General features: G+C 73.2%; 21 protein-coding genes. 2 read left to right on the top strand and 19 right to left on the bottom strand.

The genetic code is table 11. The annotated features are described in order from the left end of the window. Positions 1-15: 15 nt before the first annotated feature. The 10 genes from ABID77_RS21740 to ABID77_RS21695 all read right to left on the bottom strand — a co-directional run bounded on the left by ABID77_RS21740 (position 16) and on the right by ABID77_RS21695 (position 12,836). Positions 16-1,167: an L-dopachrome tautomerase-related protein gene (locus tag ABID77_RS21740; protein WP_429600482.1), complete on the bottom strand. Its 1,152-nt coding sequence runs from the start codon at positions 1,165-1,167 to the stop codon at positions 16-18. Positions 1,168-1,211: 44 nt separating this feature from the next. Continuing rightward, entirely contained in the window at positions 1,212-1,781 is a 570-nt protein-coding gene (locus ABID77_RS21735; RefSeq protein ID WP_429600481.1) for a DUF4142 domain-containing protein, read from the bottom strand. A gap of 177 nt (positions 1,782-1,958) precedes the next feature. Next, positions 1,959-3,143, bottom strand: a complete 1,185-nt coding sequence (locus tag ABID77_RS21730; protein WP_429600480.1) for an HPP family protein — start codon at positions 3,141-3,143, stop codon at positions 1,959-1,961. Then, positions 3,140-4,147 (bottom strand): tripartite tricarboxylate transporter substrate binding protein, encoded by a 1,008-nt coding sequence (locus tag ABID77_RS21725; protein ID WP_429600478.1) that lies wholly within the window; start codon positions 4,145-4,147, stop codon positions 3,140-3,142. Before ABID77_RS21725 ends, ABID77_RS21730 begins: the two co-directional genes overlap by 4 nt. Before the next feature lie 131 nt (positions 4,148-4,278). Beyond that, on the bottom strand, positions 4,279-7,344 hold the full coding sequence (locus tag ABID77_RS21720; RefSeq protein ID WP_429600477.1) for a bifunctional diguanylate cyclase/phosphodiesterase: 3,066 nt from the start codon (positions 7,342-7,344) through the stop codon (positions 4,279-4,281). Next, positions 7,341-8,459 (bottom strand): TRAP transporter substrate-binding protein, encoded by a 1,119-nt coding sequence (locus ABID77_RS21715; RefSeq protein WP_429600475.1) that lies wholly within the window; start codon positions 8,457-8,459, stop codon positions 7,341-7,343. Before ABID77_RS21715 ends, ABID77_RS21720 begins: the two co-directional genes overlap by 4 nt. A 270-nt stretch (positions 8,460-8,729) precedes the next feature. Beyond that, a complete protein-coding gene (locus tag ABID77_RS21710) occupies positions 8,730-8,963 on the bottom strand; it encodes a hypothetical protein (RefSeq protein WP_429600473.1) in 234 nt (77 codons plus the stop codon). 134 nt (positions 8,964-9,097) lie between these two features. Next, positions 9,098-9,532, bottom strand: coding sequence for a DUF2721 domain-containing protein (locus ABID77_RS21705; protein WP_429600471.1), 435 nt, complete (start codon positions 9,530-9,532; stop codon positions 9,098-9,100). 18 nt (positions 9,533-9,550) lie between these two features. Then, positions 9,551-11,086, bottom strand: coding sequence for a lyase family protein (locus tag ABID77_RS21700; protein ID WP_429600470.1), 1,536 nt, complete (start codon positions 11,084-11,086; stop codon positions 9,551-9,553). A gap of 142 nt (positions 11,087-11,228) precedes the next feature. Next, positions 11,229-12,836: a DUF4394 domain-containing protein gene (locus tag ABID77_RS21695; RefSeq protein ID WP_429600469.1), complete on the bottom strand. Its 1,608-nt coding sequence runs from the start codon at positions 12,834-12,836 to the stop codon at positions 11,229-11,231. 242 nt (positions 12,837-13,078) lie between these two features. On the opposite strand from ABID77_RS21695, the gene ABID77_RS21690 reads away from it, so the two are divergent. Both ABID77_RS21690 and ABID77_RS21685 read left to right on the top strand, forming a co-directional pair. Beyond that, positions 13,079-13,918, top strand: coding sequence for an IclR family transcriptional regulator (locus tag ABID77_RS21690; RefSeq protein ID WP_429600467.1), 840 nt, complete (start codon positions 13,079-13,081; stop codon positions 13,916-13,918). Between the two features lie 107 nt (positions 13,919-14,025). Beyond that, positions 14,026-14,961 (top strand): CysB family HTH-type transcriptional regulator, encoded by a 936-nt coding sequence (locus tag ABID77_RS21685; protein ID WP_429600466.1) that lies wholly within the window; start codon positions 14,026-14,028, stop codon positions 14,959-14,961. A 36-nt stretch (positions 14,962-14,997) separates the two neighbouring features. Here ABID77_RS21685 and ABID77_RS21680 read toward each other — a convergent pair whose 3' ends face one another. The 9 genes from ABID77_RS21680 to ABID77_RS21640 all read right to left on the bottom strand — a co-directional run bounded on the left by ABID77_RS21680 (position 14,998) and on the right by ABID77_RS21640 (position 24,698). Beyond that, complete coding sequence (locus tag ABID77_RS21680; protein WP_429600464.1) at positions 14,998-15,606, bottom strand: hypothetical protein; 609 nt, start codon at positions 15,604-15,606, stop codon at positions 14,998-15,000. Between the two features lie 253 nt (positions 15,607-15,859). After that, positions 15,860-16,816, bottom strand: coding sequence for an ABC transporter substrate-binding protein (locus tag ABID77_RS21675; RefSeq protein ID WP_429600462.1), 957 nt, complete (start codon positions 16,814-16,816; stop codon positions 15,860-15,862). Positions 16,817-16,958: 142 nt separating this feature from the next. Further along, positions 16,959-18,182: a c-type cytochrome gene (locus tag ABID77_RS21670; protein WP_429600461.1), complete on the bottom strand. Its 1,224-nt coding sequence runs from the start codon at positions 18,180-18,182 to the stop codon at positions 16,959-16,961. A gap of 191 nt (positions 18,183-18,373) precedes the next feature. Continuing rightward, positions 18,374-19,204, bottom strand: coding sequence for an ABC transporter ATP-binding protein (locus tag ABID77_RS21665; RefSeq protein ID WP_429600459.1), 831 nt, complete (start codon positions 19,202-19,204; stop codon positions 18,374-18,376). Further along, positions 19,198-20,277, bottom strand: a complete 1,080-nt coding sequence (locus ABID77_RS21660) for an ABC transporter permease (RefSeq protein ID WP_429600457.1) — start codon at positions 20,275-20,277, stop codon at positions 19,198-19,200. Before ABID77_RS21660 ends, ABID77_RS21665 begins: the two co-directional genes overlap by 7 nt. Then, positions 20,274-21,293, bottom strand: a complete 1,020-nt coding sequence (locus ABID77_RS21655; RefSeq protein WP_429600455.1) for an ABC transporter substrate-binding protein — start codon at positions 21,291-21,293, stop codon at positions 20,274-20,276. The genes ABID77_RS21660 and ABID77_RS21655 overlap by 4 nt, the downstream gene beginning before the upstream one ends. Positions 21,294-21,422: 129 nt before the next feature. Next, positions 21,423-22,244 (bottom strand): class II aldolase/adducin family protein, encoded by an 822-nt coding sequence (locus tag ABID77_RS21650; protein ID WP_429600453.1) that lies wholly within the window; start codon positions 22,242-22,244, stop codon positions 21,423-21,425. Positions 22,245-22,408: 164 nt separating this feature from the next. Beyond that, positions 22,409-23,533, bottom strand: coding sequence for an LLM class flavin-dependent oxidoreductase (locus ABID77_RS21645; RefSeq protein WP_429600451.1), 1,125 nt, complete (start codon positions 23,531-23,533; stop codon positions 22,409-22,411). 166 nt (positions 23,534-23,699) lie between these two features. Next, entirely contained in the window at positions 23,700-24,698 is a 999-nt protein-coding gene (locus ABID77_RS21640; RefSeq protein WP_429600450.1) for an ABC transporter substrate-binding protein, read from the bottom strand. Between the last annotated feature and the right edge of the window lie 73 nt (positions 24,699-24,771).

The raw sequence follows: 24,771 nt of genomic DNA, 5'->3' as shown, positions 1-24,771 counted from the left end.
CGCTCCTCCGGCGGCTCAGCGCCCCTCGATGCGGAACAGCGTCGTCGGCAGGGCCGCCGGACTGGCCGGCTTGTACCAGTTCATGTCCTGGATGCGCGAACTCGTGACGTAGACCGCGCCGTCCGGACCTTCGGCCATCGTGTCGGGCCAGCGCAGACGGGCGTCCCTGACCAGCACGCGCAGCGGCGCCGTCACGGTGTCGCGCACCTTCACGGCATCGTCCTCCGGCGCCGTCACGTACATCCGGCCGTCGCGGCCGATCAGCAGGCCGTCGGCCGGGCCGTTGTCGCCCACGCGCACGACGCGCGCCGACAGCTGGGCCGGCGCCAGGGCAGGGTCGGTCAGCGCCGTGGTCGGCACGCCGTAGAGCGTCCTGCCCTTGATGGCCTGCCAGTAGAGTGTGGCGCCGTCGGGCGACAGCGCGATGCCGTCGGCCGCGAACTCGACCGCGCGGCCGTCGGTGCGGCGCAGCACCTGGCCGTCGGCCTTGACCAGCACGTCCTTTTCCGGCTGCGTGCGCGGATCGCCGTCGAGCAGGCGGCGCGAGCGGCCGGTCGTGAGATCGACCACCACCAGCGCGCCCTTGGCGCCCGAGTCGGTGATGTAGGCATGGCGGCCGTCGGGGCTGAAGCGCACGTCGTTGAGGTAGCTGCCCTGCGGCGCGATGGTCTCGTCGAAGGGCACGGTGAGCACGGCGCGGTTCGTCGCCAGGTCGATCTTGACCAGCTTCGGCCCCATCGGCACCAGCGACCCCTGCCCCGGCGCGGCGGCGTCGAGCACCCAGACGTTGCCCTGGCGGTCGGCCACCACGCTCTGCACGCAGACCCAGTGCTCGCGCGCGTTCAGCTCGTCCTTGCGCGCGTTGCGCCAGGCGTTCCAGCGCTCGTCGGGGAAGGCGCGGGTCGAGCCGTCCTTCAACACTTCGGCCACGGAGACCGGCGAGTCCTCGGTCCAGCGCGGGAAGTTCACGAAGACGCGGCCGTCGCGCGAGACCGTGACGCCGGTGACCTGGTGGTCGAAGCGGGCCACGGTCTGCAGCCGGGCGCCGGTCGCAGAGGTCGGCGCGACCGTGGTCGTCAGCATGGCACCGGGCCCGGTGGGCGTCTGGGCGCAGGCGGAGAGCAAGACGGCCGCGCTCAGTGCGGCGAGGGAGAAAGTGGATCGCATGGGAGAACTACGGAGGAGACTGATGGAACGGATGGCGGCGAGGATCACTTGGCGCCGGCCGCCTGCGCGCTGCCGCGGCCGATCTTCTCGGCCGCCGCCATGTGCGCCTTCAGCTTGGGCAGGGTCTTGGCGGCGAAGGCCTTAACCTTGGGTTGCTCGGCCTTCTCGGCGCGCTCCTCGTACATCTTGATGTCGGTCTCGTGGTGGTCGAAGGCGACGACCTTCATGTAGTTCTCGTCGAACTCGGCGGCGTTCATCTTCGACATCTTGTTGAGCTCGGCCTTCTCGCCGTCGGGCATGTTGCGCGGCAGGCGCAGCGGCAGGGACTGGGCGATGGCCTTGAGTTCCTCGCTGGCGGCCGTGTGGTCCTTCACCAGCATGGCGGCGTAGCGCTTGATCTCGGCGTTCTGGGACTTCTTGGCGGCCATCTTGGAAGCCTCGATCTCGAACAGGCCGCCACCGGCCGCCTTGAGCATGAACTCGCGGTCGTCCTCGGACAGCGACTTGGCTTCGAGGGTCTGGGCGTGGACGGCCGTCGTGACGGTGCCGGCGAAGCCCCCGGCGAGGGCGGCGGCGATCAGGAGCGATGCCAGCCTGGGATGCGATGGGGTCATGGTTGTCTTCTTTCGAACGCCGGGGGCGCAGAGGGCGAGCGTCCCGGAGGTCGGGACCGTGCGACGAGCCTCGCGCGCGCTCCGGCGGCGGTCCGTGAGCCGATCCGCATTCCGCCTGTAGGCGTCCGGCCGGCGCCGTGACGGCGGCGACGCAACGCCGCCGCAGGCGGCGTCGGATCAGGCCGCCGCGCGCGTGAAGCGGTGCAGCGCGCGCACCAGGTCCGACTGCGTGAGGATGCCCACCAGGCGCTGCTGCGCGTCGATCACCGGGATGTGGTGGTGGCCGTCCTCCGAGAACAGCGGCACCAGCTCGGCCACCGGCCGCGACGCGCTGGCCACGCGCACCTGCCGCGTCATGATCTGCCCGACCGCCTCGGGCTTGCTCGAATGCACCGCGCCGTCGCGTCGCACGAACGCGCGCAAGCGCTCGCCGATGCCTTCGCGCGCGTCCAGGTCGACGTGGCGCATGAAGTCCGACACCGTCAGGATGCCCACCACGCGCCGCGTGCGGTCGATCACCGGCAGCGCCTTGACGCGGTGCCGGCGCATCAGCGCCCAGGCCTCGTCGAGCCCGGTGCCAAACTGCACCGCGTGCGGCTCGCTCGACATGACGTCGGCGCAGGTCAGGTGGCCGAAGTTGCGCTCGTACGCGGCCGCCTCGGCGAAGTGCAGCAGGCGCTCCAGGTCGCCCCGGCCGACGTCGAGCACCTGGTTGTAGTGCGCCAGCGCGGCGTCGAGGTCGGCCGTCGAGAAGCGCCCGGCCGACGCGGCCGCGGCGCCCGACGCGGCGGGCGCCGGCGCGTGCGGATAGCGCCGGCCGGTCAACTCGTTGTAGAGCATGCCCGCGAGCACCAGCAGCAGCGAGTCCAGCAGCATCGGGAACACCGCGAAGCCGAAGCCCGCCGGGGCGGTCGCGGCCAGCAGGGCCGTCGCGCCGCCGGGCGGATGCAGGCAGCGCAGCGCGAACATCAGGGCGATCGCCAACAGCACCGCCGTCGCGCCGGCCAGCGCCGGATCGCCGACGAGGCGCGCGCAGGCCGCACCGACCAGCGCCGAGCCGACGTTACCGCCCACCACCGCCCACGGCTGCGCCAGCGGACTGCCCGGCACCGCGAACACCAGCACCGCGCTGGCGCCCAGCGGCGCCGCCAGCCACGGCGATCCGGCATGGACGGCGCCGGTGAACCAGCGCGCGACCAGTGCCGTGACGAGGATGCCGATGCCCGCGCCGACGCAGGCGCGCCAGCGTTCGCGCGCGTCGACCGGCGCGCGCACCGGCGCCAGGCGCGCGGCGAATCCGCGCCCGAGGGCGGCCCACGACCGTCCGCCGTCGTCCGCGCGCCCCGCGGGGCGCGAGGTCATTCGGCGCGGATGTCGTTCGCCTTGACCACCTCGCCCCAGAGCTTGTAGTAGTCCTGCGTCAGCTTGGCCAGCTGCTCGGGCGTGCCGCCGCCGGGCTCGTCGCCGCGATCGACGATGCCCTTCTGGATCGTCGGGTCCTTGAGCGCCGTGTTCATGGCGGTGTTGGCCTTCTTCACGATGTCCGCCGGCAGGCCCGGCGGGCCGTAGAGGCCGACGAAGGAGATCAGCTCGAAGTTCTTCAGCCCGACCTCGGCGGCCGTGGGCACGTCGGGGAAGGCCGGCACGCGCTTGGCGCCGGTGACGATCAGCGGGCGCAGCTTGCCCGACGTGATGAACGGCGCCATGACCGAGGCGGCGTCGAACATCGCGCTCACGCGGCCGGCGATCAGGTCGATCGTGGCCGGGCTGCTGCCCTTGTACGGCACGTGGTTCATCTTCGGCTTGCCGATGCGCTCGCGGAACAGTTCCATGCTGGCGTGCGTCAGGCTGCCCGGGCCGGCGGAGGCGTAGTCGATGCCGTCCTTGTTGCTCTTGACCCACTCGACGAACTCCTTGAAGTTCTTCGCCGGCACGGTGTTGGGGATCGCCAGCACCAGCGAGGACTGCAGCAGCAGGCCGATCGGCGTCAGCTTGAGCGGGTCGGCCATGGCCGTGTTGCGGTAGGTGTGCGGGTTGAGCGTGATGTTGCCGTTGCCCACCAGCAGGCGGTAGCCGTCGGGCGCGGCCTTCATGACGTAGTCGGTGCCGATGTTGCCGCCGGCACCGGCCTTGTTGTCGATCACCACGCCCTGGCCGAGCACGGTCTGCATGCCGGCGGTGACCATGCGGCCGGCGAAGTCGGTCTGGCCGCCGGGCGGGTAGCCCACCACCAGCGTGACCGCGCGGGTCGGCCAGGCGGCCTGCGCCCAGGCCAGCGGCGCGGCGGCGGTCCCGGCGGCTGCAGCGAGGCCCAGGCCCATCAGCTGGCGTCTGGAGAGCGGAGAGGAATCGTCGTGTGCGGGCATGGGGGAATGTCTCCAGTGGAATGCAGACCGGGATCGGTCGGACCCCGGAAAATAACTGAAGCCCGTCGGAGGCACAACGCGCGTGCGCGTAATCCCTCGGACGGCCCCCGGCTTCGGCGTCGACGTCGTTTTCAGGCCGCAGCGGCCTCGCCGACGTCGCGCGGCGCGTCGAGCATCGCCTCGAAGCCGGCCAGCGGCAGCGGCTTGCTGAACAGATAGCCCTGGCAGAGCAGGCAGCCGTTGCGTTCCAGGAAGCGCTGCTGTTCGAGCGTCTCCACGCCCTCGGCGATCGGCTCGACGTCGAGGTTGCGCGCCATGCCGATGATGGTCTGCACGAGGAGCTCGACCTTCGGATCGCAGCCGATGCCGCCGACGAAGAACTTGTCGATCTTCACCTGGTCCAGCGGCAGCTGGGTCAGGTAGGAGAGCGACGAGTAGCCGGTGCCGAAGTCGTCCATCGAGAAGCGGATGCCCAGCGCGCGCAGCGTCTTCATCTTGCCGATGGTCTGCTCGACCTGGCTCTGCAGCAGGCTCTCGGTGAGTTCGAGCTTGAGCCGCCGCGGGTCGGCGCCGGTCTCCGCGAGCACCTGCCGCACCTGCGCCACGAAGTCGTCGCGCCGGAACTGCCGCTCGCTGACGTTGACCGCCAGGTGCAGGTGGCGGCGCCGCGGCAGCCGGCTCCAGGCCGTCAGCTGGCGGCACGCCGCGGCCAGCACCCAGGTGCCCAGCGGCACGATCAGGCCGGTCTCCTCGGCCACCCCGATGAACTCGCCCGGCGGCACCATGCCGTGGCGCGGATGCCGCCAGCGCACCAGGGCCTCGGCGCCGACGATCGCGCCCGCGTGCGTGACCTGGCTCTGGTAGTGCAGCTCGAACTGGCCGGCCTCCAGCGCTTCGCGCAACTCGCCCTCCAGCGCCGAGCGCCGGGCGATGGCCACCTCCATCGCCGGCTCGAAGAAGCGCAGGGCGTTGCCGCCCGAGGTCTTGGCGTAGTACATCGCGATGTCGGCGCGCTTGAGGAGGTCCTCGAGCGAGCGCTCGCGATCGTCGAAGAGCACCACGCCGATGCTGCAGGTGCCGCGGTGCGCGACCCGCCCCATCAGCGCGTAGGGCCCGTCGAGCGAGGCCAGGATCGCGTCGCCGACGGCGCGCGCCTGGCGCTGCGCCCCGGCGGCGTCGGCGTCCAGCCGCTGCAGCATCACCACGAACTCGTCGCCGCCCAGGCGGGCCACGGTGTCGTGCTCGCCGACGCAGGCGCGCACGCGGCCGGCCACCTGCTTGAGCAGGTCGTCGCCCATCGCATGGCCCATGGCGTCGTTGAGTAGCTTGAAGTGGTCGAGGTCCAGGAACAGCAGCGCGCCGTGGCGGTCGTGGTCGTGCTCGACCGCGCGCGCCATGCGCTCGAGCAGCAGCCGCCGGTTGGGCAGGCCGGTCAGCGCGTCGTAGAAGGCCAGCTGCTCGATGCGGTGGCGCGCCTGCTCGGCCTGCGTCGTGTCGCGCAGGATGACGATGAACCCCGGCCAGCCGTCGCCGCCGGCGGGTTTGCGCGACACCGAGATCTCGAAGAACGCCGCCTCGCCGTCGTGCGCCAGCGTGAGGCGCCGGCCGCGCGACGACCCCTCGGCCTCGGCCTCGGCCAGCGCCGCCGCGACCTGCGCCGCCGCCTCCGGCGCGAACAGCTCGTCGATCGACCGGCCCACGGGCTGCGCCAGGGCGACGACCGGCCGCGTCGTCGCCGGCGCGTGGAAACGGCGGCAGCCGCCCCCGGGATCGATCTCCAGCAGGGTGTCGGGCAGCGCGTCGAGCGTGGCCTGCAGCTGCGCCTTGCCCTCGACGATCTCGGCCGTGTGCCGACGCCGCTCGGTGATGTCCTGGTAGATGCAGACCAGGCCGCCGTCGGGCGTGCGGTTCTGGGTCGAGCGGATCACGCGGTCGCCCGGCAGCCGCAGCTCCCGCTCCAGCGTCCGGGCGTCGGCGGGCACGGCGCGCGCGAGCGGCCCGTCGGCGCCGGACGCGCGCGCGGGGTCGCTGCGATAGATCGCCGTCAGCTCCAGGATCGGCTGGAACGGACGGTGCAGGCCGGTCAGGCCCTGCGCCCAGGGAAACATCTCCAGGAAGCGGCGGTTCCACACCAGCAGCCGGTCGTCGGCGTCGAGCAGGACGAAGCCCACGTCCATCGCGCCCAGCGCCTGGTCGAGCGTCGCGGTCGAGCGCCGCAGCCGCAGGTTGGCCTGCCACTGGCGGCGCAGGCGCAGGTGCGTGAAGGCGGCCACCGCCAGCGTCAGGGCGATGAAGGCCAGGGCCAGCGCCGCGATGACGTCGCGCTCGCGGCGCCAGTCGGCCAGCGCGAAGTCCAGCGGGATGCTCGCCGTGACGACGACGTCGCGGTGCAGGGTGTGACGCGCCGCCACCATCGCCGGCAGGCCGCTCAGGCGCGCCGGCACCGGCGCCGGCGCGGACGCGGCGCCGCCGTCGCGCGCGGCCAGCGCCTCCAGGCTGCTCGGCGCCGTCGTCGCGTCGTGTCGGGCCGGCGGCAGGTGCTCGGGCATGTTCGCCACCAGGATGGCGCCCTCGCGCTCCAGCGCGACCTCCAGCCCCGGGATGTCGGCCCCCTGGACCAGGATCGCGGCCAGCTGCGCGACCTCCACCTCGGCGACGGCCGCGACGCGCCCGCCCCGAGCCGAGGGCAGGAAGCGGCCGAAGTAGAGCACCCGCTGCGAAGTCGACGGGTTGACGACCGGATCGCTGACGACCAGCGTCGAGATGGGCTCGGCCAGCACCCGGCGCAGGAAGCCCTCCGGCAGCCCGGACGACCCCGGCCCCCCGCGCGGATCGGACGCCGCCAGCACCGCGCCCGAGGCGGAGAACAGCCCGAGGTGGCGCACCAGCAGGTTCTGGCGCACCGCCGCCGCCATCGAACGCGGGACGCGCGGGGCCTCGGCGGAACGCGGTGGCGCGCCGGCCTCCGGTGCCGTCTCGCCCAGGCCGGCCAGGAGCACGTCGACGCCCAGCACGTTGCGGTTGAGGGCCGCCTGGGCACCGCTGACGAAGCGTTCGGCCTGGCTCTGGGCGTTCGACAGGACGCGATCGTGCAGGCGCCAGCCGAAGAACACGGCGCTCGCGCCGATCGCCACGGCGATGCACGCGGCGATGCCGTAGACGATGGCCGCGGGCCGGCGCGACGCCCGATCCTTCACGGGGCGACCGGCGACTTGACGCCCAGCGTCGACGCGAGGGTGCGGTTCCACAGCCGGGCGCACTCGGCGCCGCAGCGCTGCACCCAGCGCGGCAGGATCTCGCGCTCGAACAGCTCGCGACGCTTCCGCTGCTCCGCCTCCGAGGGCCACACCACCAGCGGCGATGCCGACGACGCCCCGGAGCGGCAGTCGGGACCGACGCCGCAGGTCGGCGGGCGGCCGGTCTCGCGCTCGGACTCGTCCCAGATGGCCGCCTCCAGCCGGGGCAGCTCCTCGCGCAGCAGCCGGCGCAGGTCGTCCGGCAGCGCCTGCCAGGCGTCGCGGTTGGCCGCGAACAGCGCGATGCCCCAGCTCACGGGCATCGCGTAGACGGTCCGGGCGATCTCGTCCAGGCCGATGGCGCGCCCGGACACCGCCCCGGTGACGGCGCACTGGACGCGGCCCGAGCGCATGGCCGGCACGATCTCCGTGAACGCGGTCGACACCGGGATCGCGTCCAGGGCGGCGACGAAGTCCGCCTGCGTCGGCGAGGAGACGCGGATCCGGCGGCCCGCCAGCTCCTTCAGGGACGTGATCGTGTCGGTGCAGAAGAACACCTGCGCCGGATAGATGTAGACGGCCAGCAGCTCCAGCGCGTGATCGTCGCGCAGCGACTGCGCCAGCTGCGGACGGAACGCGGCGACCGCGCGGCGCAGCGTGCCGACGTCGGGACTCAGGCCGGCCAGGTCCGGCGCGCCGAGCTCGGGATGCCGGGCGACCACCTGCCCGAGCAGCACCGTGCCGAAGGGCACCACGCCCAGGCGCATCAGGGTCAGCATGTCGTGGCCGGGCACGCCGGCGCGGTCGAAGGGCACGATGTCGGCGCCGTAGCGCCCGCCGCTGCGCCGGGCGAGCTCGCGGGTCCAGAAGGGCTCCTCGTGCAGGACGAACTGGTTCACGCCCGCGATGCCGCCGACGACGCGCAGCTTGAGCGGCGCGGGCGCGGGCGCCTGCGCCCGGACGTCGCCGCAGGCGGCCAGGACCGGCGGCAGCGCGAGGGCCGCGAGGACGGCGAGACGGACCCGGCGGGCGATCGCCGGCCGCCGCCCGGAGCGATGTCCCTGCCGAATGTTCATGCCTGCGTCCTTCCACACGGTTCGCACCGCTCCGACGCGACTCGGACCGATCGGGTGATGCCGTTCCTCGATCGGGAACGCCAGGACCAATATATCTGCCTGTCGCCGCCGACCGTTCGGCCGTGCCTCGCCGGAATGCCGGAAATGTGGACTATCGACTTCAACCGTCCGACCTGTGATTCCGAACAGCCGAACTCTTTCGTTCTAAGCGCTTAAAAATACCTGGAATCCGTCCGGTTCCCGGCACGGGCCGTGCCCGACCGGCCCGGATCAGCCGCGTTCCGGCGGCGGGAATTGCTGGAGCACCCAGCGGCCCAGGCGCGTCACGCCGTGGACGGTGGCGGCGCTCGACCGGGCACCGGCGTGCCGGCAGGTCGGAGGTTCCAGGGTGACATCCAGATGGCCGGCCAGCATCAGGACGTGGACGGCCTCGACCTCGTCGATGCCGGTGATGGCGATGGGCGGCACCTGAGCGGCGAGGCGATGGAGGAGTCGGAGCGTCATCCGCTACAGACGCGCGCCGGAGGCGATCGGATGCGCGGCGGACGCCGCATCCGTGACGCAATGCCGCATCCGCCGACCGCGTGGCGCCGGCCGGTCGGCGGCGACCCCTGTTCCGGTCGGGGCGACGGCGGCGTTCAGGTCGGATTGATGCTGCGCTGCGCGATGAAGATCTCCACCAGCAGCAGCAGGTAGGTGCCCACCAGTCCCAGCATCGCCAGGATGAACAGCACCGCGACCGGCCGGTCGAAGGCGAACTCCAGCTCGTTGCCCACGAACAGCGAGCCGATCAGCACGCACACCAGGATGGCGCAGCCCGCGCCGGCGGACACGGCGGCGTTGATGACCTTGGCGCGGCGGTTGAGCGTGGCGAGCTCCTCGTCGATGGCGGCGCACTTGCCGGCGTCGGCCTCGGCGTGCTCGCGCTCCTCGCGGCGCTTCAGGGTGCGGTCGTTGACGCGCGCCAGCCGGTTGGTGAGCACCGTGAGCGTGCCGCCGATCGCGGCGAGCATGAAGGCCGGCCCGACGGCCAGCTGGATGACGTGGGAGGTGTCGGCATGGATGGAGAGCATCGACGCGGGGTCCTGGGTTCAGCGTGGAGAAGGGGTGGCGAGCTTGCCGAAGTCCGCGTCCAGCCGCGCGAGCGACGCCGCGATGCGCGTGCGGCGCTCCTGGATCCAGGCGTCCTGCAGCGCGACGCGCCGGGTCGATTCGGCCAGCATGCGGTCCATCTCGCGCGGCTGCGGCCCGCCGGCGGTGCGGCGGTTCTTGACGATGGCGACGGGGTCGAGCGTGGCGCGGAACTCGGCCTCGGACATCGGCAGCACGGGGTCGAAGTCGGAGCCCTTGACGGTCTCGGCGTAGATGCGCTGCGCCTCCGCGTACGGGAAGGCCAGCGGCCGGATGTCCTTGGCCTTGGCGTACTCGACCACCTCGGAAGCGAAATGATGGCCGACGCGGAACGGCAGCTTGTGGGTGCGCATGAGCACGTCGGCGAGTTCCTGCGAGGCGGTCCAGTCGCCGTTGAGTTCCTCCAGCGCGCGCTGCGGGTCGATGACCAGCGCGTCGAGGATGCGGGTCCAGTTGTCCAGCACGCCGACGGCGCTGCGCACCATCGCGGTGTTGGCGCGCACATCCTTCGGATCGCTCATGCCCGGCGGGATGTTGTGGGCCTGGATCGCCGCGCCCATCGCCAGTGTCAGCGCGGTGGAGGCGTCGCGCCGGGTGGCGTTGAGCAGGCCGGGATTGCGCTTCTGCGGCATCGCGCTGGAGACGTAGGTGTTGCCGCCGCCCTCGGCCAGCAGGATCCACGGCCGGGCCTGGGCGTACTGCGTCATCACGTCCTCCATGAAGGCGCCCGCGTGCAGCGCCACCGCCGTCACGATGGCGCCGGCCTCGACCGGCGCGTCGACGGCCGAGATCTGCGCCGCGTCGTAGGCGTTGTCGACCGTGGCGGCGAAGCCGAGGTAGCCGGCCATGCGCGCGCGGTCGAGCGGCCAGCTGGTGCCGTTGAGCACGGTGGTGCCCATGGGCGAGCGGTCGATGCGGGCGTAGGCCTCGCGGATGCGCTGGGCGTCGCGGTCGAGCCCGGCGGCGAAGCCCAGCAGGTAGTGGCCGTAGCTGTTGGGCTGGGCGGCGACGCCGTTGGTGTAGTTGGGCACGACGGTGTCGCGGTGCTTGCCGGCCAGGCGCACCAGCGTGGCGGTGGTCCGGTTGAGCGCGTCGGCCAAGTCGAGCATCTCGTCGCGCAGGATCGCCGCGCGCACGGTCGAGAGCATGTCCTGGCTGGAGCGGCCGGCGTGCAACAGGGTGATCTGCGGCCCGGCGGCCTCGATGAGCAGCGGCTCGAAGGTGATGACCAGCGTCGGGCGCTTGCCGCCGGGCCGGTCGCCGTCGGCCAGCACCTTGGCGATGCCGCGATGCACCAGGGGCGCCAGCGCGCGGTCGAGCAGGCCGTCGTCGGTGTTGATGACGGCGCTGGCCTTGTTGATCTCGCCGAGCCAGAAGAAGTCGTCGTGCTTCGGCCGCGCCTGGGCGCCGATCTGGGCACCGGCTTGCGCACCGGCCTGGAGCGGAGCGAGGGCGATCGACAGGGCGGCGGCGAGCGCCAGGATGGAGAGCTTCATGAGGGGGCGCCAGTCTCGGTGGGTGTCTCGGGGTGTGCGCTCCGGCGGCGGCGCCGGGCGGACCGCACGATACCAGCGCCTTCCTCCGCGCGCTTCCACCCGCGCGACGCCCCACCGGCCGCCCCGCCCGGCCGGTCGCCGCTCAGTACCGGATCGCGATGTCGCGCACCGCCGGTCCGCCGGCGCCGCCGATCTGCGCCAGCGCGGCGTTGCCCGACGCGGCGGTCGGCAGCGTGGCCGCGCCGGTGGCCAGCGACACGTTGTAGAGGCTGAACGGCCCCGTCGCGCCGCCGCGCAGCGCCGCCAGCACCAGGCCGTTGGCGCCACCGGCGATGTCGATCGCCGCGCGGCCGTTGAGGGCCACGCCCAGGGCGCCGACGTTGACCAGCGTGCCGTCGTTGGGCGGCGTCTGGCGCGCCAGCACGTTGGCGTTGCCGTCGATGTCGTACAGGTCGGTGGCGCTGCCGCCGGCGAAGCTGTTGGTGTAGGCCCCGGCGATCACGGAGGCGGCGCCGGCGGCGCGGTTGATCGCGCCGTCGGTGGTCGTGGCGCCGGTGTCGACGTTGATGCGCAGGTTCTGGCCGGTCTCGCTGATCACCCGCAGGCGGTCGGCCACCGGGTTGAAGTCGACCGTGAAGCGCGTGCCGGCGAGGCCGGCGTAGGGCAGCGTGGTGTCGGCGGCATCGGCGACCAGCGTGCTCACGGGGGTGGCGGTGCCGGTGTCGGGGTCGACGGTGAGCAGGCGCGCCGTGCTGGTCAGCGCGTAGAGGCGGCCGTTGGCGGGCCGGAAGTCCACGCCCAGCACCGACTCGTTGGGCTGCAGGCCGCCGATGGCGACCGGCGTCGACAGCGTGTTGGGCGTGGCCGGCGCGAAGCTCGCCAGGCGCGACGACTCGTCGAGCACGTAGGCACGCGGCGCGGCCGGGGGCACCAGCGTCAGTCCCACGAGCGCCTCGCCGCTGCCGATGCGCCCCACCAGGCGGGCACCGGCCGTGCCGGCGAGCGGCACGGTGTAGAGCTGCGTCACGCCGCCCACGCCCAGCGCCGCGTAGCCGACGTTGGTGCGCGGGTCGATGTCGAAGCCGTTGCTGGTCGAGAACGCGACGTTCAGCGGCACCGGGTTGGCCAGCGTGCCGTTGTTCGGCGGGTCCTGCAGGTAGAGCGTGCCGGTGGCGGCGAGGTCGTAGAGCTGCGTGCTCGTGGTGCCGGCGAACGAGTTGGTGTAGGCCGACGCGGTGACGCTGGCGGCCGCACCGTTGATGGCGCCGTCGACGACCGTCGTTCCGGTGGCGACGTCGATGCGCAGGTTCTGGCCGGTGTCGCTGACCACCCGCAGCCGGTCGGCCACGGGATTGAAGTCGACGCCGAACTGCGTGCCCGCGAGCGCCGTCGACAGCGTGGCGCGGGGCGTGAGCGCGCCGGTGGCGGCGTCGAGCGAGAAGATGCGTCCGGTCGTGGCCACTGCGTAGATGAGGCCGTCGGCCGGCCGCACGTCGATGCCGACGAGCGTCTCGCCGAACTGCAGGCCGGTCAGGGGCAGGCTGCTCGCGAGCGTCGCCGGCGTCGCGCGGTTGAAGGAGATCACCCGGCCGCCGGCGGTGACGGCGACGGTGTCGCCCACCACCACCGTGCCGCCGGGCGCGGTGCCCGCGCCGTTGTGGCTGTCGTTGTCGTCGCCGCCGCCGCCGCAGGCCGCGAGGGCGGCCGCGGCGACGAGGGCCAGGGGACGGAGCTTGTCGAATCGGGTCATGGTGCGAATCCGGATAGAAGTGGATGGAAGGCCGCTCGTCTTTGTTGGATTCGGTTCTTTCACGGGCGACATCGTCGAGTACGCCCGGATCGCCGCGCTGGATGCAACAATTTCGCGCGAATGGCCCCCATGTCACGGGGTCATCGCCCGGGAAAACCCGTGGCGAACCCGCCCGTCGCGTGCGGACACGGGCCACGGGGACGCGCAGAATCCGGCGTAGTCCTTCCCGAAGGAGGGTCCCCATGCGAGACCTCGGTGCCCCCAAGGCCGGCATCGCCCGCCTGTTCTGCGTCGTCCGCGAGCTGTCCCTGCTGCCGGCCGGGGGCGGCGGCCTCATCCGGATCGCCCGCTCGGCGGGCCTGACCCAGGCGACCACGCACCGCCTGCTGCAGTCGCTCGCCGCCGAGGGCCTGGTCGAACAGGACGCGGGCCGCCGGCTCTACCGGCTGGGGGCCGACTTCTTCGCCCTCGCCCTGCAGGCGAGCCACCCCGGCGAGCTGCGCCTGCTGTGCCGGCCCGCGCTGCGGCGCCTGAGCGCGGGACTGGGCGAGAGCGTGGTGCTGTTCGCGCGCAGCGAGGGCGACGCGGTGTGCGTCGACCGCAGCGAAGGCATGGCGGCCACGCCCGCGCCCGACGCGGCCGCGCAACCGGGTCTGCGCATCGCGCTCGGCCGGGACGCGGCCCCGCTGGCGATCCTGGCGTTCCTGCCGGAGGCCGAACGCGAACAGCTGCTGCGCGCCCGGTCGGCGGCCGCGCACGACGCCGCGACGGACGACACCGCCGAACTGCGCGCCGACATCGACCGCGCCCGGCAGGCCGGCCACGCCGAGCGCCGCGGCCACGGCCACGGCCACCGAAGCCGCGCGGGAGCGGCCGCCGTCGCGGTGCCGATCGTGGACCGGGGCGGCCGCGCCGTGGCGTCGCTGGCGATCGACACCACCGCCGACCGCCTGGGACCCGATCGCCTGCCGATGGTGCTCGACCGGCTCAAGCAGGAGGCCGCGGCCATCGGTCTGGGAATCGCGCCCTTCGACGCGCTGCCGCTGCGGCCGGTCGCGGCGCGGCTCGGCAGGCCTCGTTAGACAGATGCCTTATATGAAAACGCCGAATCGGTCGTTCACGGAATGAGAACGCGACGAGACAATCGCCGCCCGCGTCGCTCCGGACGCATCCTTCCGCCGACACACCCATGAATTTCCAACAGCTGCGCTCGGTGCGCGAGGCCGTGCGCAACGGCTTCAACCTGACCGAAGCCGCCCAGGCCCTGCACACGTCCCAGCCCGGCGTCAGCCGACAGATCCGCGAGCTCGAGGACGAGCTGGGCATCGAGCTGTTCGTGCGGGCCGGCAAGCGCCTCACCGGCCTGACCGAACCCGGCGACCACGTGCTGCCGATCATCGAGCGCGTGCTGATGGAGAGCCAGAACCTGCGCCAGGCGGGCCAGGAGTTCGTCGCCCGGCAGGACGGCCTGCTCTCCATCGCGGCCACCCACTCGCAGGCCCGCTACGCGCTGCCGGTGGCGGTGCAGGAGTTCCGGGTACGCTTCCCGAACGTGCGGCTGCACCTGCACCAGGGCTCGCCCGCGCAGGTGGCGCGCATGCTGCTGGAGGGCGAGGCCGACGTCGGCATCGCCACCGAGGCCCTGGCCGACTACGCGCAGCTGCTGGCCCTGCCCTGCTACCGCTGGACGCACTCGGTGATCGTGCCGCCGGGCCACGCGCTGCTCGACGAGCCGCTGACGCTGGAGTCGCTCGCGCGCCACCCGCTCATCACCTACGACACCGGCTTCACCGGCCGCACCCGCATCGACGAGGCCTTCGCCGGCCGCGGCCTGGTGCCGCACATCGCCCTGGCCGCGATGGACGCCGACGTCATCAAGACCTACGCCCAGCTCGGCATGGGCGTGGGCATCGTGGCGGGCATCGCCTTCGAGGCCGAGCGCGACACGCAGCTGCGCGCCATCGACGCCGGCCACCTCTTCGGCGTCAACGTGACCAAGCTGGCGGTCAAGCGCGGCAGCTACCTGCGCGGCTACGTCCACGCGTTCATCGAATCCTTCGCGCCGACCCTGACGCGCGCCGTCGTGGAGGCGGCGGCGCGGGCCGACGGCCCGCTGGACGCCTGAGTTCCCGGCGCCGTCCCTCGACGGCCGGGACACCGGTCACTGAGGGGCGGTCCGGTAGTGCAGGAGACGTTCCTTGGCGACGGCCGCGGTGGCGGATCTCTTCGCGGAACCGATCCGGAAACCGTTGACACGGCCCGGGGATCCGGGCGATCGGCGCGTCGATCGGCCGACCGGATCCTGGCGCCCCGCCGCCGATGCGATCGCACGGAAGCCGAACAGTGCCAGCAACGCGCCGGCGACGGCCAGGCCGAGGGCGAACACGGGGAGCAGACGCCCCGGGGCCTCGACGGCGGCGTGGGCGTGGACCGCATCGGCGGTCGCCGTCGGGGCGGGCTGCGCGGGCGCCGCCACGGGAGCGCGGTGCTCGGGCGCGGCGCCATCGCCGCCCGATCGCCGGGTCGTCGTCGTCGTCGTCGTCGCCGTCGCCGTCGCCGTCGCCGTCGCCGGCAGCTTGCAGATGGCCAGGGCGTCCAGCGCCTCGTTGCATCCGGCCGACCGGGTCGGGACGGGGACGTTCCGAGGCGGCGCGACGCGCGAGTGCGCCACCACCGTCGCCTCGCGTCGCGCGCCGTCGGTCCGGCCCGTCGCATGGCCCGTCGCCGGGACCATCGACATGACGCCCAGGACCACCGCACCGAGCGTCATGCATCCCCACACGGTTTCGCACCGTCCTGACAGCCATTTCATTTGTCGCACTCCGTCGTCCTTGATACCCGTTGAACACCGTGAAACCGGTCTGGATGGCCGGCACGGGGTGCCTTGCGATCCCGCCGCGAGCGAGTCGATCCGGTGACGTGAATCTTAGGAGGCGGGTCCGATCCCGACCGTCCGAAGTGAGCCGTCAACACCACCCTGTTCCACCGATCGGCGCAGCGGGCGGGGCGGCGGCCGGCGGCGTTCAGCCCGCGACGCCGAACCCGGTGTCGAAGGTGCCGGCGACCTCCAGCGGCTGCTTGATGAGGCCCACCTGGCGGTAGAAGTCGGCCGTGGCCTGCTGGTCGCGCACCACCTGGGCGTCGATGGCGACCCACTTCTGCTGGCGCCGCTCGAACTGCAGCTTCGCCGCTTCCGGCGGGATGCCGATGATGCGCGCCAGCGTGGCCGAGAAGGCATCGACGTTGCGGTACGACCAGGCCTGCGCGCGCACCACGCGCTGCAGGAAGTCCTGCAGCGCGGGCCGCCTGGCGGCGATGGCCTGGTCGGTCGCGGCGAGGTAGCTCAGGCCGGGCAGCAGGCCGCGGCCGTTGACCAGCACGCGGGCGTGGCCGCCGGTCTCGGCCAGGGCGGTGTAGGGCTCCCAGGTCGCCCAGGCGTCGACCGAGCCCTGCGTCAGCGCCAGCTTGGCGTCGGCCGGCGCGAGGAAGCGCAGGTTCACGTCCGAGGGCTGCAGGCCGGCGGCCACGATCGCCTTGAGCGTCACGTAGTGGCCGATGGAGCCGCGGTTGGTCGCCACGCTGCGGCCCTTGAGGTCGGCGGCCGACTTCAGCGGCGAGTCCGGCCGCACCAGCACCGCCGTGCCGTAGGCGTCGGAACGGTTGGCGCCGATGGCCTTGACGCGGGCGCCGGCGGCCAGCGCGAAGATCAGCGGCGCGTCGCCGATCGGCCCCAGGTCGACCGCATGGGCGTTGAGCGCCTCGGCCAGCGGCGCGGCGGCCGGGAACTCGGTCCACTGGATGTCGTAGGCCAGGCCGTCGAGCGCGCCGGCGGCCTCGAGCACGGCGCGCAGGCCGCCCTTCTGGTCGCCAGCCTTGAGCAGGACGCGGCCCTGGGCCCGCGCGAAGGTCGCCGGCAGCGCCAGCACGGAGGCGGTGCCGAGGGTCCGGCCGACGAAGCGGCGGCGGGAGGTGGATGTCATGGGAAGTCCTCGAACGAGTTGGAAACGAAGGGCCGCTCGGCCGGCGCGGCGGCGATCGTCGGAACGATCGATCGGCGGGCGGTGAAAGGGCGGTCGGGGCCGGGACGGATCGGAAGGCCGGGTGGCTCGGCGGGTCGCTCCCTCAGTGGACGAAACCGCCCTTGACGAAGCGCACCGGCTCGGCCTCCATGCGGCGGATCAGCGCGTCCAGGCCGTCGGTGGAGGACGCGGGCGCCGCGCGGGCATCGCCGACGACGACGGCGCGCGAAGCGGTCGAAGCCGACGGCGTGCGGCACAGCAGGTCCTCGTCCGACCAGTCGCCGGCGCCGGGCCGGTTCAGCGCCCGCAGCCAGCCGCCGCGATCGGCGACGAGGCGCGTGCCGGCCAGCGACGCGGTGCCGGCCACCAGCGAGAAGGCGGCCCAGGCGTCGGGGTCGTCGATCACGCAGCCGGCCGCGTCGGGCGCACCGGGTCCGGCGGCCGATCCGGCCGGCGCGGGGCCGGGGCGCAGGCGCACGGTCACGAAGCGCGGGTCCTCCAGCGGCGGCGCGCTCCGCGCATCGGCCTCGGCTTCGGCCACGACGCGGATGCGCTGGCCGCGCCAGCGCGACAGCGGCCGCGCCGGCCGGCCGTCGCAGCGCACCCCGGCGTCGGGCAGGGCCACCGGCAGCGCCCAGGCGCCGGTCGCGCGCAGGCCCTCGCCGGCGGCCTGCGCCTTCATGAAATCGATCAGGGCCCAGGCCTCGTCGTCGCGCAGCCGGTCGCCGAAGCCCGGCATCGACGGCGCGCCGTGGCGGTCCCGCATGCCGTGCAGCACGTGCCAGAGCAGGTCGCCGTCGGCCCGGCGCCACAGCAGCGGCCCGGCCAGGTCGGGCGGCCACACCGGCTGCGCCGCCGCCAGCGGCCCCTGCCCGCGCCCGTCGGCCCCGTGGCAGGCCGTGCAGTGCGCGGCGAAGAGCGCCCGCCCCCGTGCGATCGACGCCACGTCGAAGCCGCCCGGCGACGCATGGAAGCTCGCCGGCGTCGCCGCGACCGCCAGCACCCGCCCCTCCGGCCAGGGCGCCGCCAGCAGCATCAGCGCGGCCACCGCCACGAGCGGCCGGCGCCGGCGCCGCCACACGACCGCCAGCAGCAGGACGACCGCCGCCGCCGCCAGCACCGCCGCCGCGACCCCCAGCCGCCGCGCCTGCCCGGCGTCGATCAGCAGGTTCTCCCCCGACAGCCGCGCGCCCCACGGCCACGCCGGCTGCCCGTGCACCGCATCGACCAGCCCCAGCCCGGCCAGCATCCGCAGCAACGCCACCTGCCCCGCCTGCAGCCCGCCGATCAACCCGTTGAGCCATTGCGCTCCCCACGGCGCGTCCATTCAGGCGACGCATGAAGCCGGCAAGCCGCCGCGCACGGCCGCCCGAATCCGGACACTCCGATCGCACGCCCCGGCCCCGGCCCTGGCCAGGGACACCGCGGAACTGGCTCCGCCAGGCCGCCGGTGTCGCCCCCGGCGAGGGGGTGGGCGAGAGCGACACGCAGTGCGCGAAGCCTGGGGGAGTGCAACAGTCACCACGTCGCGTCCAGGCCGAGGTGCCGCAGCGCCTCGTGGCGCAGCTCGACCAGGCGCGGGTCCCCGCGATGCCGCGGATGCGGCAGGTCGATCACCAGTTCCGCCGTGATGCGCGCCGGCCGGTCGCTCAGCACCACCACGCGGTCGGCCAGGAACAGCGCCTCCTCCACGTCGTGCGTCACCAGCAGGGCCGAGAAGCCGGCGCGCTGCCACAGGGCCAGCAGTTCGCTCTGCATCGCGATGCGGGTGAGCGAATCGAGCTTGCCCAGCGGCTCGTCGAGCACCAGCAGCCGGGGGTCGTTGACCAGCGCGCGCGCCAGGGCCACGCGCTGCGCCATGCCGCCGGAGAGCTGGTGCGGAAAGCTGTCGGCGAAATCGGTCAGCCCGACCAGCGCCAGCGCGTCGTCCACGCGCGCGCGCTGCGTCTTCAGCAGGCCGCGCGCCTGCGGGCCCAAGGCCACGTTGTCGCGCACGGTGCGCCACGGGTAGAGCGTCGGGTCCTGGAAGACGACGATGCGCGAGGGATCGGGCCGGGTGATGGGCGCGCCGTCCTGCAGCAGTGCCCCGGCGGTCGCGGGCTCGAGCCCGGCGACCAGGCGCAGCAGGGTCGACTTGCCGCAGCCGCTGGGCCCCAGCAGCGCGACGAATTCGCCCGGGCGCACCCGCAGGTCGATGCCGTCGAGCACCTGCAGCACGCCGCCCTTCGGCTGGCGGAACCAGTGGCTCACGCCCCGGATGTCGATGCGGGCGCCGGACGCGGGCCCGGCGGCGCCGGACGCGGCGTCCGGACGTTCGGTGGCGGCGGCAGTGGCAGCGGCGTTCACCATTTCACGGTCCCCTTCTGCCACGTCAGCGCGCGGTCGCGCACCGCGAACAGCAGCGTGATCAGCCCCGAGCACAGCACCGCCATCACCAGCAGCGCCGCGTACATGTTGGCGTAGGCGGCCCAGCCCTGGGCCCACTGCAGGTACCAGCCGAGCCCGGCCTTCACGCCCATCATCTCGGCCGTCACCAGCACCGAGAACGACGCGCCCAGGCCCATGAACAACCCGACGAAGACCTGCGGCAGCGCGGCCGGCACGGCCACGCGCAGCACCAGGAACCATTCCGAGGCGCCCAGCGTGCGCGCGACGTCGTAGTAGCTCTTGTTGACCGACGCCACGCCCGACCACGTCAGCACCGCCACCGGGAAGAAGGTGGCCAGGCCGACCAGGAACACCGCCGCCGCGTAGCTCGACGGGGCGAAGAAGAAGGCCAGCGGCAGCAGCGCCGAGGCCGGCACCGGCCCCAGGAAGCGCAGCACCGGATGGACCCAGTAGCCAGCCACGCGCGACCAGCCGATCCACACCCCGGTGCCGAAGCCCGCCAGCGCGCCCAGCACGAAGCCGTGCGCGAGCAGGCGCAGCGAGTGCGCGGTGGACAGGCCCAGGCGCGCCCAGTCCTCGTGGGCGACGTCGATCAGGCTCTGCGGCGGCGCGAAGAACGGCGGCGGCAGCGCGCCGAGCTTGGCCGTCAGCACCTCCCACAGCGCCAGCAGCAGCGGCGCGGCGATCAGCCACCGGCCGGCCGGGCGCAGCGCGCGGCCGACGCCGCCGGCCCGTGCGCCCGCCAGCGCCACGGCCGCCAGCAGCAGGCCCGCCACCACGGCGGCCACGCCGAGCTCGGTGGTGAAGGCCCAATCGCTGAAGCCGACCTCCTCGTTGGGCCAAGCCAGCGTGAGCGCGCCCAGCGCCGCCCAGGTCGCGGCGGCGGCGAGGCCGGTGCGCCAGACCCCGGTGGGCGCGACGTCCTGCAGCGAGGCGGGCGGCGCCGACGCCGGCCGCGCCGCGGCGACGCGGACGGACGCGGGCGCGCGGAAGGCCGGCGCGCCCTCCGCCGTGGCGACGGGCACGGCGCTCATGCCAGCACGTCCACCGACACGTGGTTGGCCAGCCGCGCCGGGTCGGTCGAGGCCTTGAGCACGCCGACGGAGCGGAAGTCGCGCGCGTAGAACTCGACCTCGTCGCGCAGGTTGCGGCCCACCGGGTGGTGGGCGTGCGTCAGCGTGCCCAGCAGCGCGCGCAGGTCCTCCACCGGCACCTTGGGCGAATACTTGGCGAACAGCCGGGCCGACTCGTTGGGGTTCTCGGCCACGAAGTCGGAGGCCTGCACGATCGAGCGCACCAGCGCGGCGACGGTGGGCCGGTCCTTGCGCACCAGCTCGCCGCGCGCGCCGACGATGCAGCACACCTTGTCCTTGTATTCGCCCGTGAGGTTCGACGCCAGTTCGAGGTAGCGGCCCGGGTTGCGCTTCTCGATCAGGTAGAGCGTCGGGTCGCCGTCGGCGATGGCCTGGACCTCGCCCTTGTTGACGGCGATGTCCAGCAGGTCGGCCGGGTACTGCCGCCAGCTCACGTCGCGGTCGGCGTCGATGCCGTTCTTCTTCAGCAGGATGGAGAAGAAGTTCTTGCCCGGACTCGCGATGTCCGACACCCCGATGGTGGTGCCCTTGAGCTTCTGCAGGCTGGTCACGCCGGCCTCCTTCACGCCCACCAGCCGCACGCAGCCGCCGTGCGAACTGCCCACGATCTTGACGTCGAAGCCCGACTCCAGCGGCTTGAGCCAGCGATGGATCATGCCCACCGCCGCGTCGGCCTTGGCGGTGGCCAGCGACTCCAGCAGCTGGTCGGTCGAGCCGGTGTAGTTGATCAGGTCGACCTGCAGGCCGTTCTTCTCGAAGATCCCGCGCTCCTGCGCCACCACCACCGGCGACAGGCAGAACGCCGACGCGTTCCAGGCGAAGGTCAGCTTGCGCGGCTGCGACCACGCCCGCGACGCCAGCAGCCCGCCCGAGGCCACGACGGCGGCCGCGCCCGCCACGCGCAGCGCGCCGCGCCGCGAAGCGAGGGCGGAAGAAGAAGAAAGGAACGATTTCATCGACGACTCCAAGAACGAAAAGAGCGCGGCCGAAGCCTGGAACACCGCGGAACCGGCTTCGCCGGGCCGCTGGTGTTGACCCCTGGAAAGGGGGTGGCGAAGCGACACGAAGTGCGCGAAGACTGGGGGTCAGTCCAACAATTCCGGCTCGGCTTCCACCAAGCCCTCGTAGAGACTCTCGAAGGCGTGCAGCGCGCCTTCCGGCCCGCCGATCTGGCCGTGCGTGTGCCGCGCCACGGCCTCGTCGATCGGCTGCGGCGTGCCGGCCGCTTCGGCCAGCAGTTGCGTGTGGCAGGCGTTGTCCAGCGCCATGTACCACCAGGCGGCGGCCTCGACGCTGGGGCCGGCGGTCAGGATGCCGTGGTTCTTCAGGATCGCGCCCTTGCCGTCGCCCAGGGCGCGGGCGATGCGCAGGCCCTCGCTGTCGTCGACCACCATGCCGGTGAAATCGTCGAACAGCGCCACGTCGCCGTGGAAGGCGCAGGCGTCCTGCGTCAGGGTGTCGAGCTTGCGCCCGAGCGTCGACCACGCCTTGCCGTAGGTCGAGTGCGTGTGCGCGGCGGCGACGATCCTCGGGTCGTGCTCGTGGATCGCCGCGTGGATGGCGAAGGCGGCCTTGTTGAGCGGCCGGTCTCCCACCACGGTCTCGCCCCTGGCGTTGACCAGCAGCAAGTCCGACACCTTGATGCGCGCGAAATTCAGGCCCAGCGGGTTGACCCAGAAGTGGTCGGTCAGCTCCGGGTCGCGCGCCGTGATGTGGCCGGCCAGCCCCTGGCCGAAGCCCAGGCGCGCGAACAGCCGGAAGGCGCCGGCCAGGCGCTCCTGGCGGTGGCGGCGCTCGGCCTCCACCGTGGGGCGGCGCGCCGGCGGGTCGAACCAGAACTTCTGCACCGGGTTCGGGTTGAGCTGCAGGCGGGGGGCGTGGCGGTCGATGGAAAGGACGGCATTCATCTCATTTCTCCATGGTGCGGCGCGCCACCCACGCCCGATGGAACCGGCACGGCTCGATACCGGAAACACCGGGGAACCGGCTTTGCCGGGCCACTGGTGTTGCCCCCTGCAAGGGGGTTGGCGCAGCGACACGAAGTGCGCGAAGACTGGGGGTGTGATTCATATCAGGCCGCCTTGCGGCGGGAAGCGATGCGCTCGGCGACGAGGGCGCGGGTGCGCGGGATCAGCTCGCGGCCGTAGTCGAGCGCGTCCTCCAGCGGGTCGAAGCCGCGGATGAGGAAGGTGCCCACGCCCAGGTCCCAGTAGTCGAGCAGCGCGTCGGCGACCTGCTCGGGCGTGCCGACCAGGGCGGTGCTGTTGGAGCGCCCGCCGATCTCCTGCGCGATGGCGGTCCACAGGCGCTTGTCCAGGCGCGGGCCCTTGTCGGCCGCGGCCAGCAGGCGCTTGGCGCCCTCGCTCTGCTGCGGCCCGCCGCGCCCGAAGCCCTGCACCACGCGCAGGCGCTTGGTCTCGGCCAGGATCGCCTCGGCGCGCTCCCAGGCCGCGGCCTCGGTGTCGGCCACGATCGGCCGGAACGAGACCGAGAAGCCGATCTGCCGACCGTGCCTCGCCGCCTCGGCGCGCACGCGGCCGGTGAGCTCGCGCGCCTGGTCGAGCGACTCGCCCCACAGCGCGTAGACGTCGGCGTGCTTGCCCGCGACCGGGATCGCCGCCTCGGAGGCGCCGCCGAAGTACACCGGCACGTGCGGCCGGCCGTGGCGCGTCTGCACCGGCTTGACCTCGGAGAAGGCGCCCTCGAAGCGGTAGTGCGCGCCCGCGTGGTCGAAGGGCTGCTCGCTGGTCCAGACCCTGCGCAGCACGTCGAGGTACTCGTCGGTGCGGGCGTAGCGCTGGTCGTGGTCGAGCCAGTCGCCGTCGCGGCGCTGCTCCTCGTCGGAGCCGCCGGAGATGTAGTGCACGCCCAGCCGGCCGCCGCTGAACTGGTCGAGCGAGGCGAACTGCCGCGCCGCCAGCGTCGGCGCGACGAAGCCCGGACGGTGCGCCAGCATGAAGTGGATGCGCTCGGTGACCGAGGCCGCGTAGGCGACGGTCAGCGTGGCGTCGGGGCTGGTGGAGTGGTGCGGCACCAGCACGCGGTCGAAGCCGGCCTGCTCGTGGGCCTGGGCGAAGGCGCGCACGTAGTCGCGGTCGATCGCGGGGCCCTCGGCGGCGTGGATCTCCGAAACCTTGCGCGACTGGATCATGCCGATGAATTCGACGTCCCGGGGGTGGTGCTGGTTCTGGCTCATGGCGGGTTCCTGACGGATGAAGACGGTGGAAGAAGAGATGGACAGCGCGCTCAAAAGCTGTGAAGCCATCGTTGTCGAGCAGGCCCGAGGTCGCATCGAGGACCGGAGCCGTACTGACGTACGGCGAGGACCGCAGGTGCGAGATCGGGACGCGCAGAAGATGGATTCACAGCTTTTCGTAGCGGCGGTCCCAGAGGGGGCGCACGTCGGCCGCGCCGTCGAGCACGCCGAGCTGGCGGAAGGTGTCGGCCACCTGCTGGTGGCTGCGGATCACGGACTCGTCGACGCCCGCGAGGCTGTAGTCGCCGCTGCGCCGGTTGAACAGTTCCACCAGGTCGCCCACCGGCACGCGCGTCTCGGCCGACTGCGCCCGGGCATAGGCCAGGAAGTCGCCGTTGATCCAGGCGAACGAGCGCTGCAGGCGCTGCAGCAGGTCGCCGATGGCGGCGCCGCGCCGCGCGTCGTCGAGCGCGCGCGGGTTGGCGTAGATGGGGAAGTTGCCCGACAGGTAGCCCACGCCGGTCTTGACGACGCGCGCGCCATGCCGGGTGCGGGCGATCTGGCCGTTGTAGCCGTAGATCGCCCAGGCATCGAGGTCGCCGCGCGCGAAGGCCGACAGGCCGTCGGCCGGCGTCAGGGAGACGGCCTGGATGTCGGCGAACGACAGGCCGGCCTCGGCCAGCTGCCGCGCCAGGTAGTAGTGCGAGGTGGTGGCGCGCACGTAGCCCACGCGCCTGCCCTTGAGGTCGGCGATCGTGCGGATGTCGGCGTCGCCGCGCGCCAGCGTGGCCTGGTTGTTGAGGTCCTCGTGCGTGACGGCGACGAAGCGCACGGACGCTTTCTGGCGCGCGGCGAACACCGCCGGGATCTCGCTGCCCGAGCCGAGGTCGAGCGCGTCGCCGTTGATCGCCTCGATGTGCAGCACGCCGTTGTTGAGCTCGCGCCATTCGATCCGGTAGGGCGTGTCGGCCTGGCCGGAGGCCTGCAGCAGCGGGCGCCACAGGCCCTTGTAGGTGCCCACGCGCAGCGTGACGCCGGCGAGGTCGGGGCCGGCCGGCGCGGGGCGCGCCCACGCGGCGGTGGACGCGGCGCCCGTGGCGGCGGCGGCGCTCCAGGCGGCGAGGCCCTGCAGCCAGGCGCGGCGGTCGGATCGGAAGGGAGTCATGTCGATGCGGCGGGGGAACGGGGGGGTCGGAGGAATCGGAAGGACCGAGGCGGAGCCGAACCGTAACCAGCGC

The organism is Variovorax sp. PvP013 (genome assembly GCF_050435945.1).
Classification (GTDB): domain Bacteria; phylum Pseudomonadota; class Gammaproteobacteria; order Burkholderiales; family Burkholderiaceae_C; genus Variovorax.
This window is presented reverse-complemented; position numbering and strand designations above follow the sequence as displayed.

Excerpts from the sequence above, each read along its gene's own strand:
- ABID77_RS21640 (WP_429600450.1), bottom strand. The coding sequence starts at position 24,698 with ATGACTCCCTTCCGATCCGACCGCCGCGCCTGGCTGCAGGGCCTCGCC.
- ABID77_RS21740 (WP_429600482.1), bottom strand. The coding sequence starts at position 1,167 with ATGCGATCCACTTTCTCCCTCGCCGCACTGAGCGCGGCCGTCTTGCTC.
- ABID77_RS21715 (WP_429600475.1), bottom strand. The coding sequence starts at position 8,459 with ATGAACATTCGGCAGGGACATCGCTCCGGGCGGCGGCCGGCGATCGCC.
- ABID77_RS21655 (WP_429600455.1), bottom strand. The coding sequence starts at position 21,293 with ATGAAATCGTTCCTTTCTTCTTCTTCCGCCCTCGCTTCGCGGCGCGGC.
- ABID77_RS21645 (WP_429600451.1), bottom strand. The coding sequence starts at position 23,533 with ATGAGCCAGAACCAGCACCACCCCCGGGACGTCGAATTCATCGGCATG.
- ABID77_RS21650 (WP_429600453.1), bottom strand. The coding sequence starts at position 22,244 with ATGAATGCCGTCCTTTCCATCGACCGCCACGCCCCCCGCCTGCAGCTC.
- ABID77_RS21725 (WP_429600478.1), bottom strand. The coding sequence starts at position 4,147 with ATGCCCGCACACGACGATTCCTCTCCGCTCTCCAGACGCCAGCTGATG.
- ABID77_RS21665 (WP_429600459.1), bottom strand. The coding sequence starts at position 19,204 with ATGGTGAACGCCGCTGCCACTGCCGCCGCCACCGAACGTCCGGACGCC.
- ABID77_RS21705 (WP_429600471.1), bottom strand. The coding sequence starts at position 9,532 with ATGCTCTCCATCCATGCCGACACCTCCCACGTCATCCAGCTGGCCGTC.
- ABID77_RS21660 (WP_429600457.1), bottom strand. The coding sequence starts at position 20,277 with ATGAGCGCCGTGCCCGTCGCCACGGCGGAGGGCGCGCCGGCCTTCCGC.
- ABID77_RS21735 (WP_429600481.1), bottom strand. The coding sequence starts at position 1,781 with ATGACCCCATCGCATCCCAGGCTGGCATCGCTCCTGATCGCCGCCGCC.
- ABID77_RS21700 (WP_429600470.1), bottom strand. The coding sequence starts at position 11,086 with ATGAAGCTCTCCATCCTGGCGCTCGCCGCCGCCCTGTCGATCGCCCTC.
- ABID77_RS21710 (WP_429600473.1), bottom strand. The coding sequence starts at position 8,963 with ATGACGCTCCGACTCCTCCATCGCCTCGCCGCTCAGGTGCCGCCCATC.
- ABID77_RS21685 (WP_429600466.1), top strand. The coding sequence starts at position 14,026 with ATGAATTTCCAACAGCTGCGCTCGGTGCGCGAGGCCGTGCGCAACGGC.
- ABID77_RS21730 (WP_429600480.1), bottom strand. The coding sequence starts at position 3,143 with ATGACCTCGCGCCCCGCGGGGCGCGCGGACGACGGCGGACGGTCGTGG.
- ABID77_RS21690 (WP_429600467.1), top strand. The coding sequence starts at position 13,079 with ATGCGAGACCTCGGTGCCCCCAAGGCCGGCATCGCCCGCCTGTTCTGC.
- ABID77_RS21695 (WP_429600469.1), bottom strand. The coding sequence starts at position 12,836 with ATGACCCGATTCGACAAGCTCCGTCCCCTGGCCCTCGTCGCCGCGGCC.
- ABID77_RS21670 (WP_429600461.1), bottom strand. The coding sequence starts at position 18,182 with ATGGACGCGCCGTGGGGAGCGCAATGGCTCAACGGGTTGATCGGCGGG.
- ABID77_RS21675 (WP_429600462.1), bottom strand. The coding sequence starts at position 16,816 with ATGACATCCACCTCCCGCCGCCGCTTCGTCGGCCGGACCCTCGGCACC.
- ABID77_RS21680 (WP_429600464.1), bottom strand. The coding sequence starts at position 15,606 with ATGACGCTCGGTGCGGTGGTCCTGGGCGTCATGTCGATGGTCCCGGCG.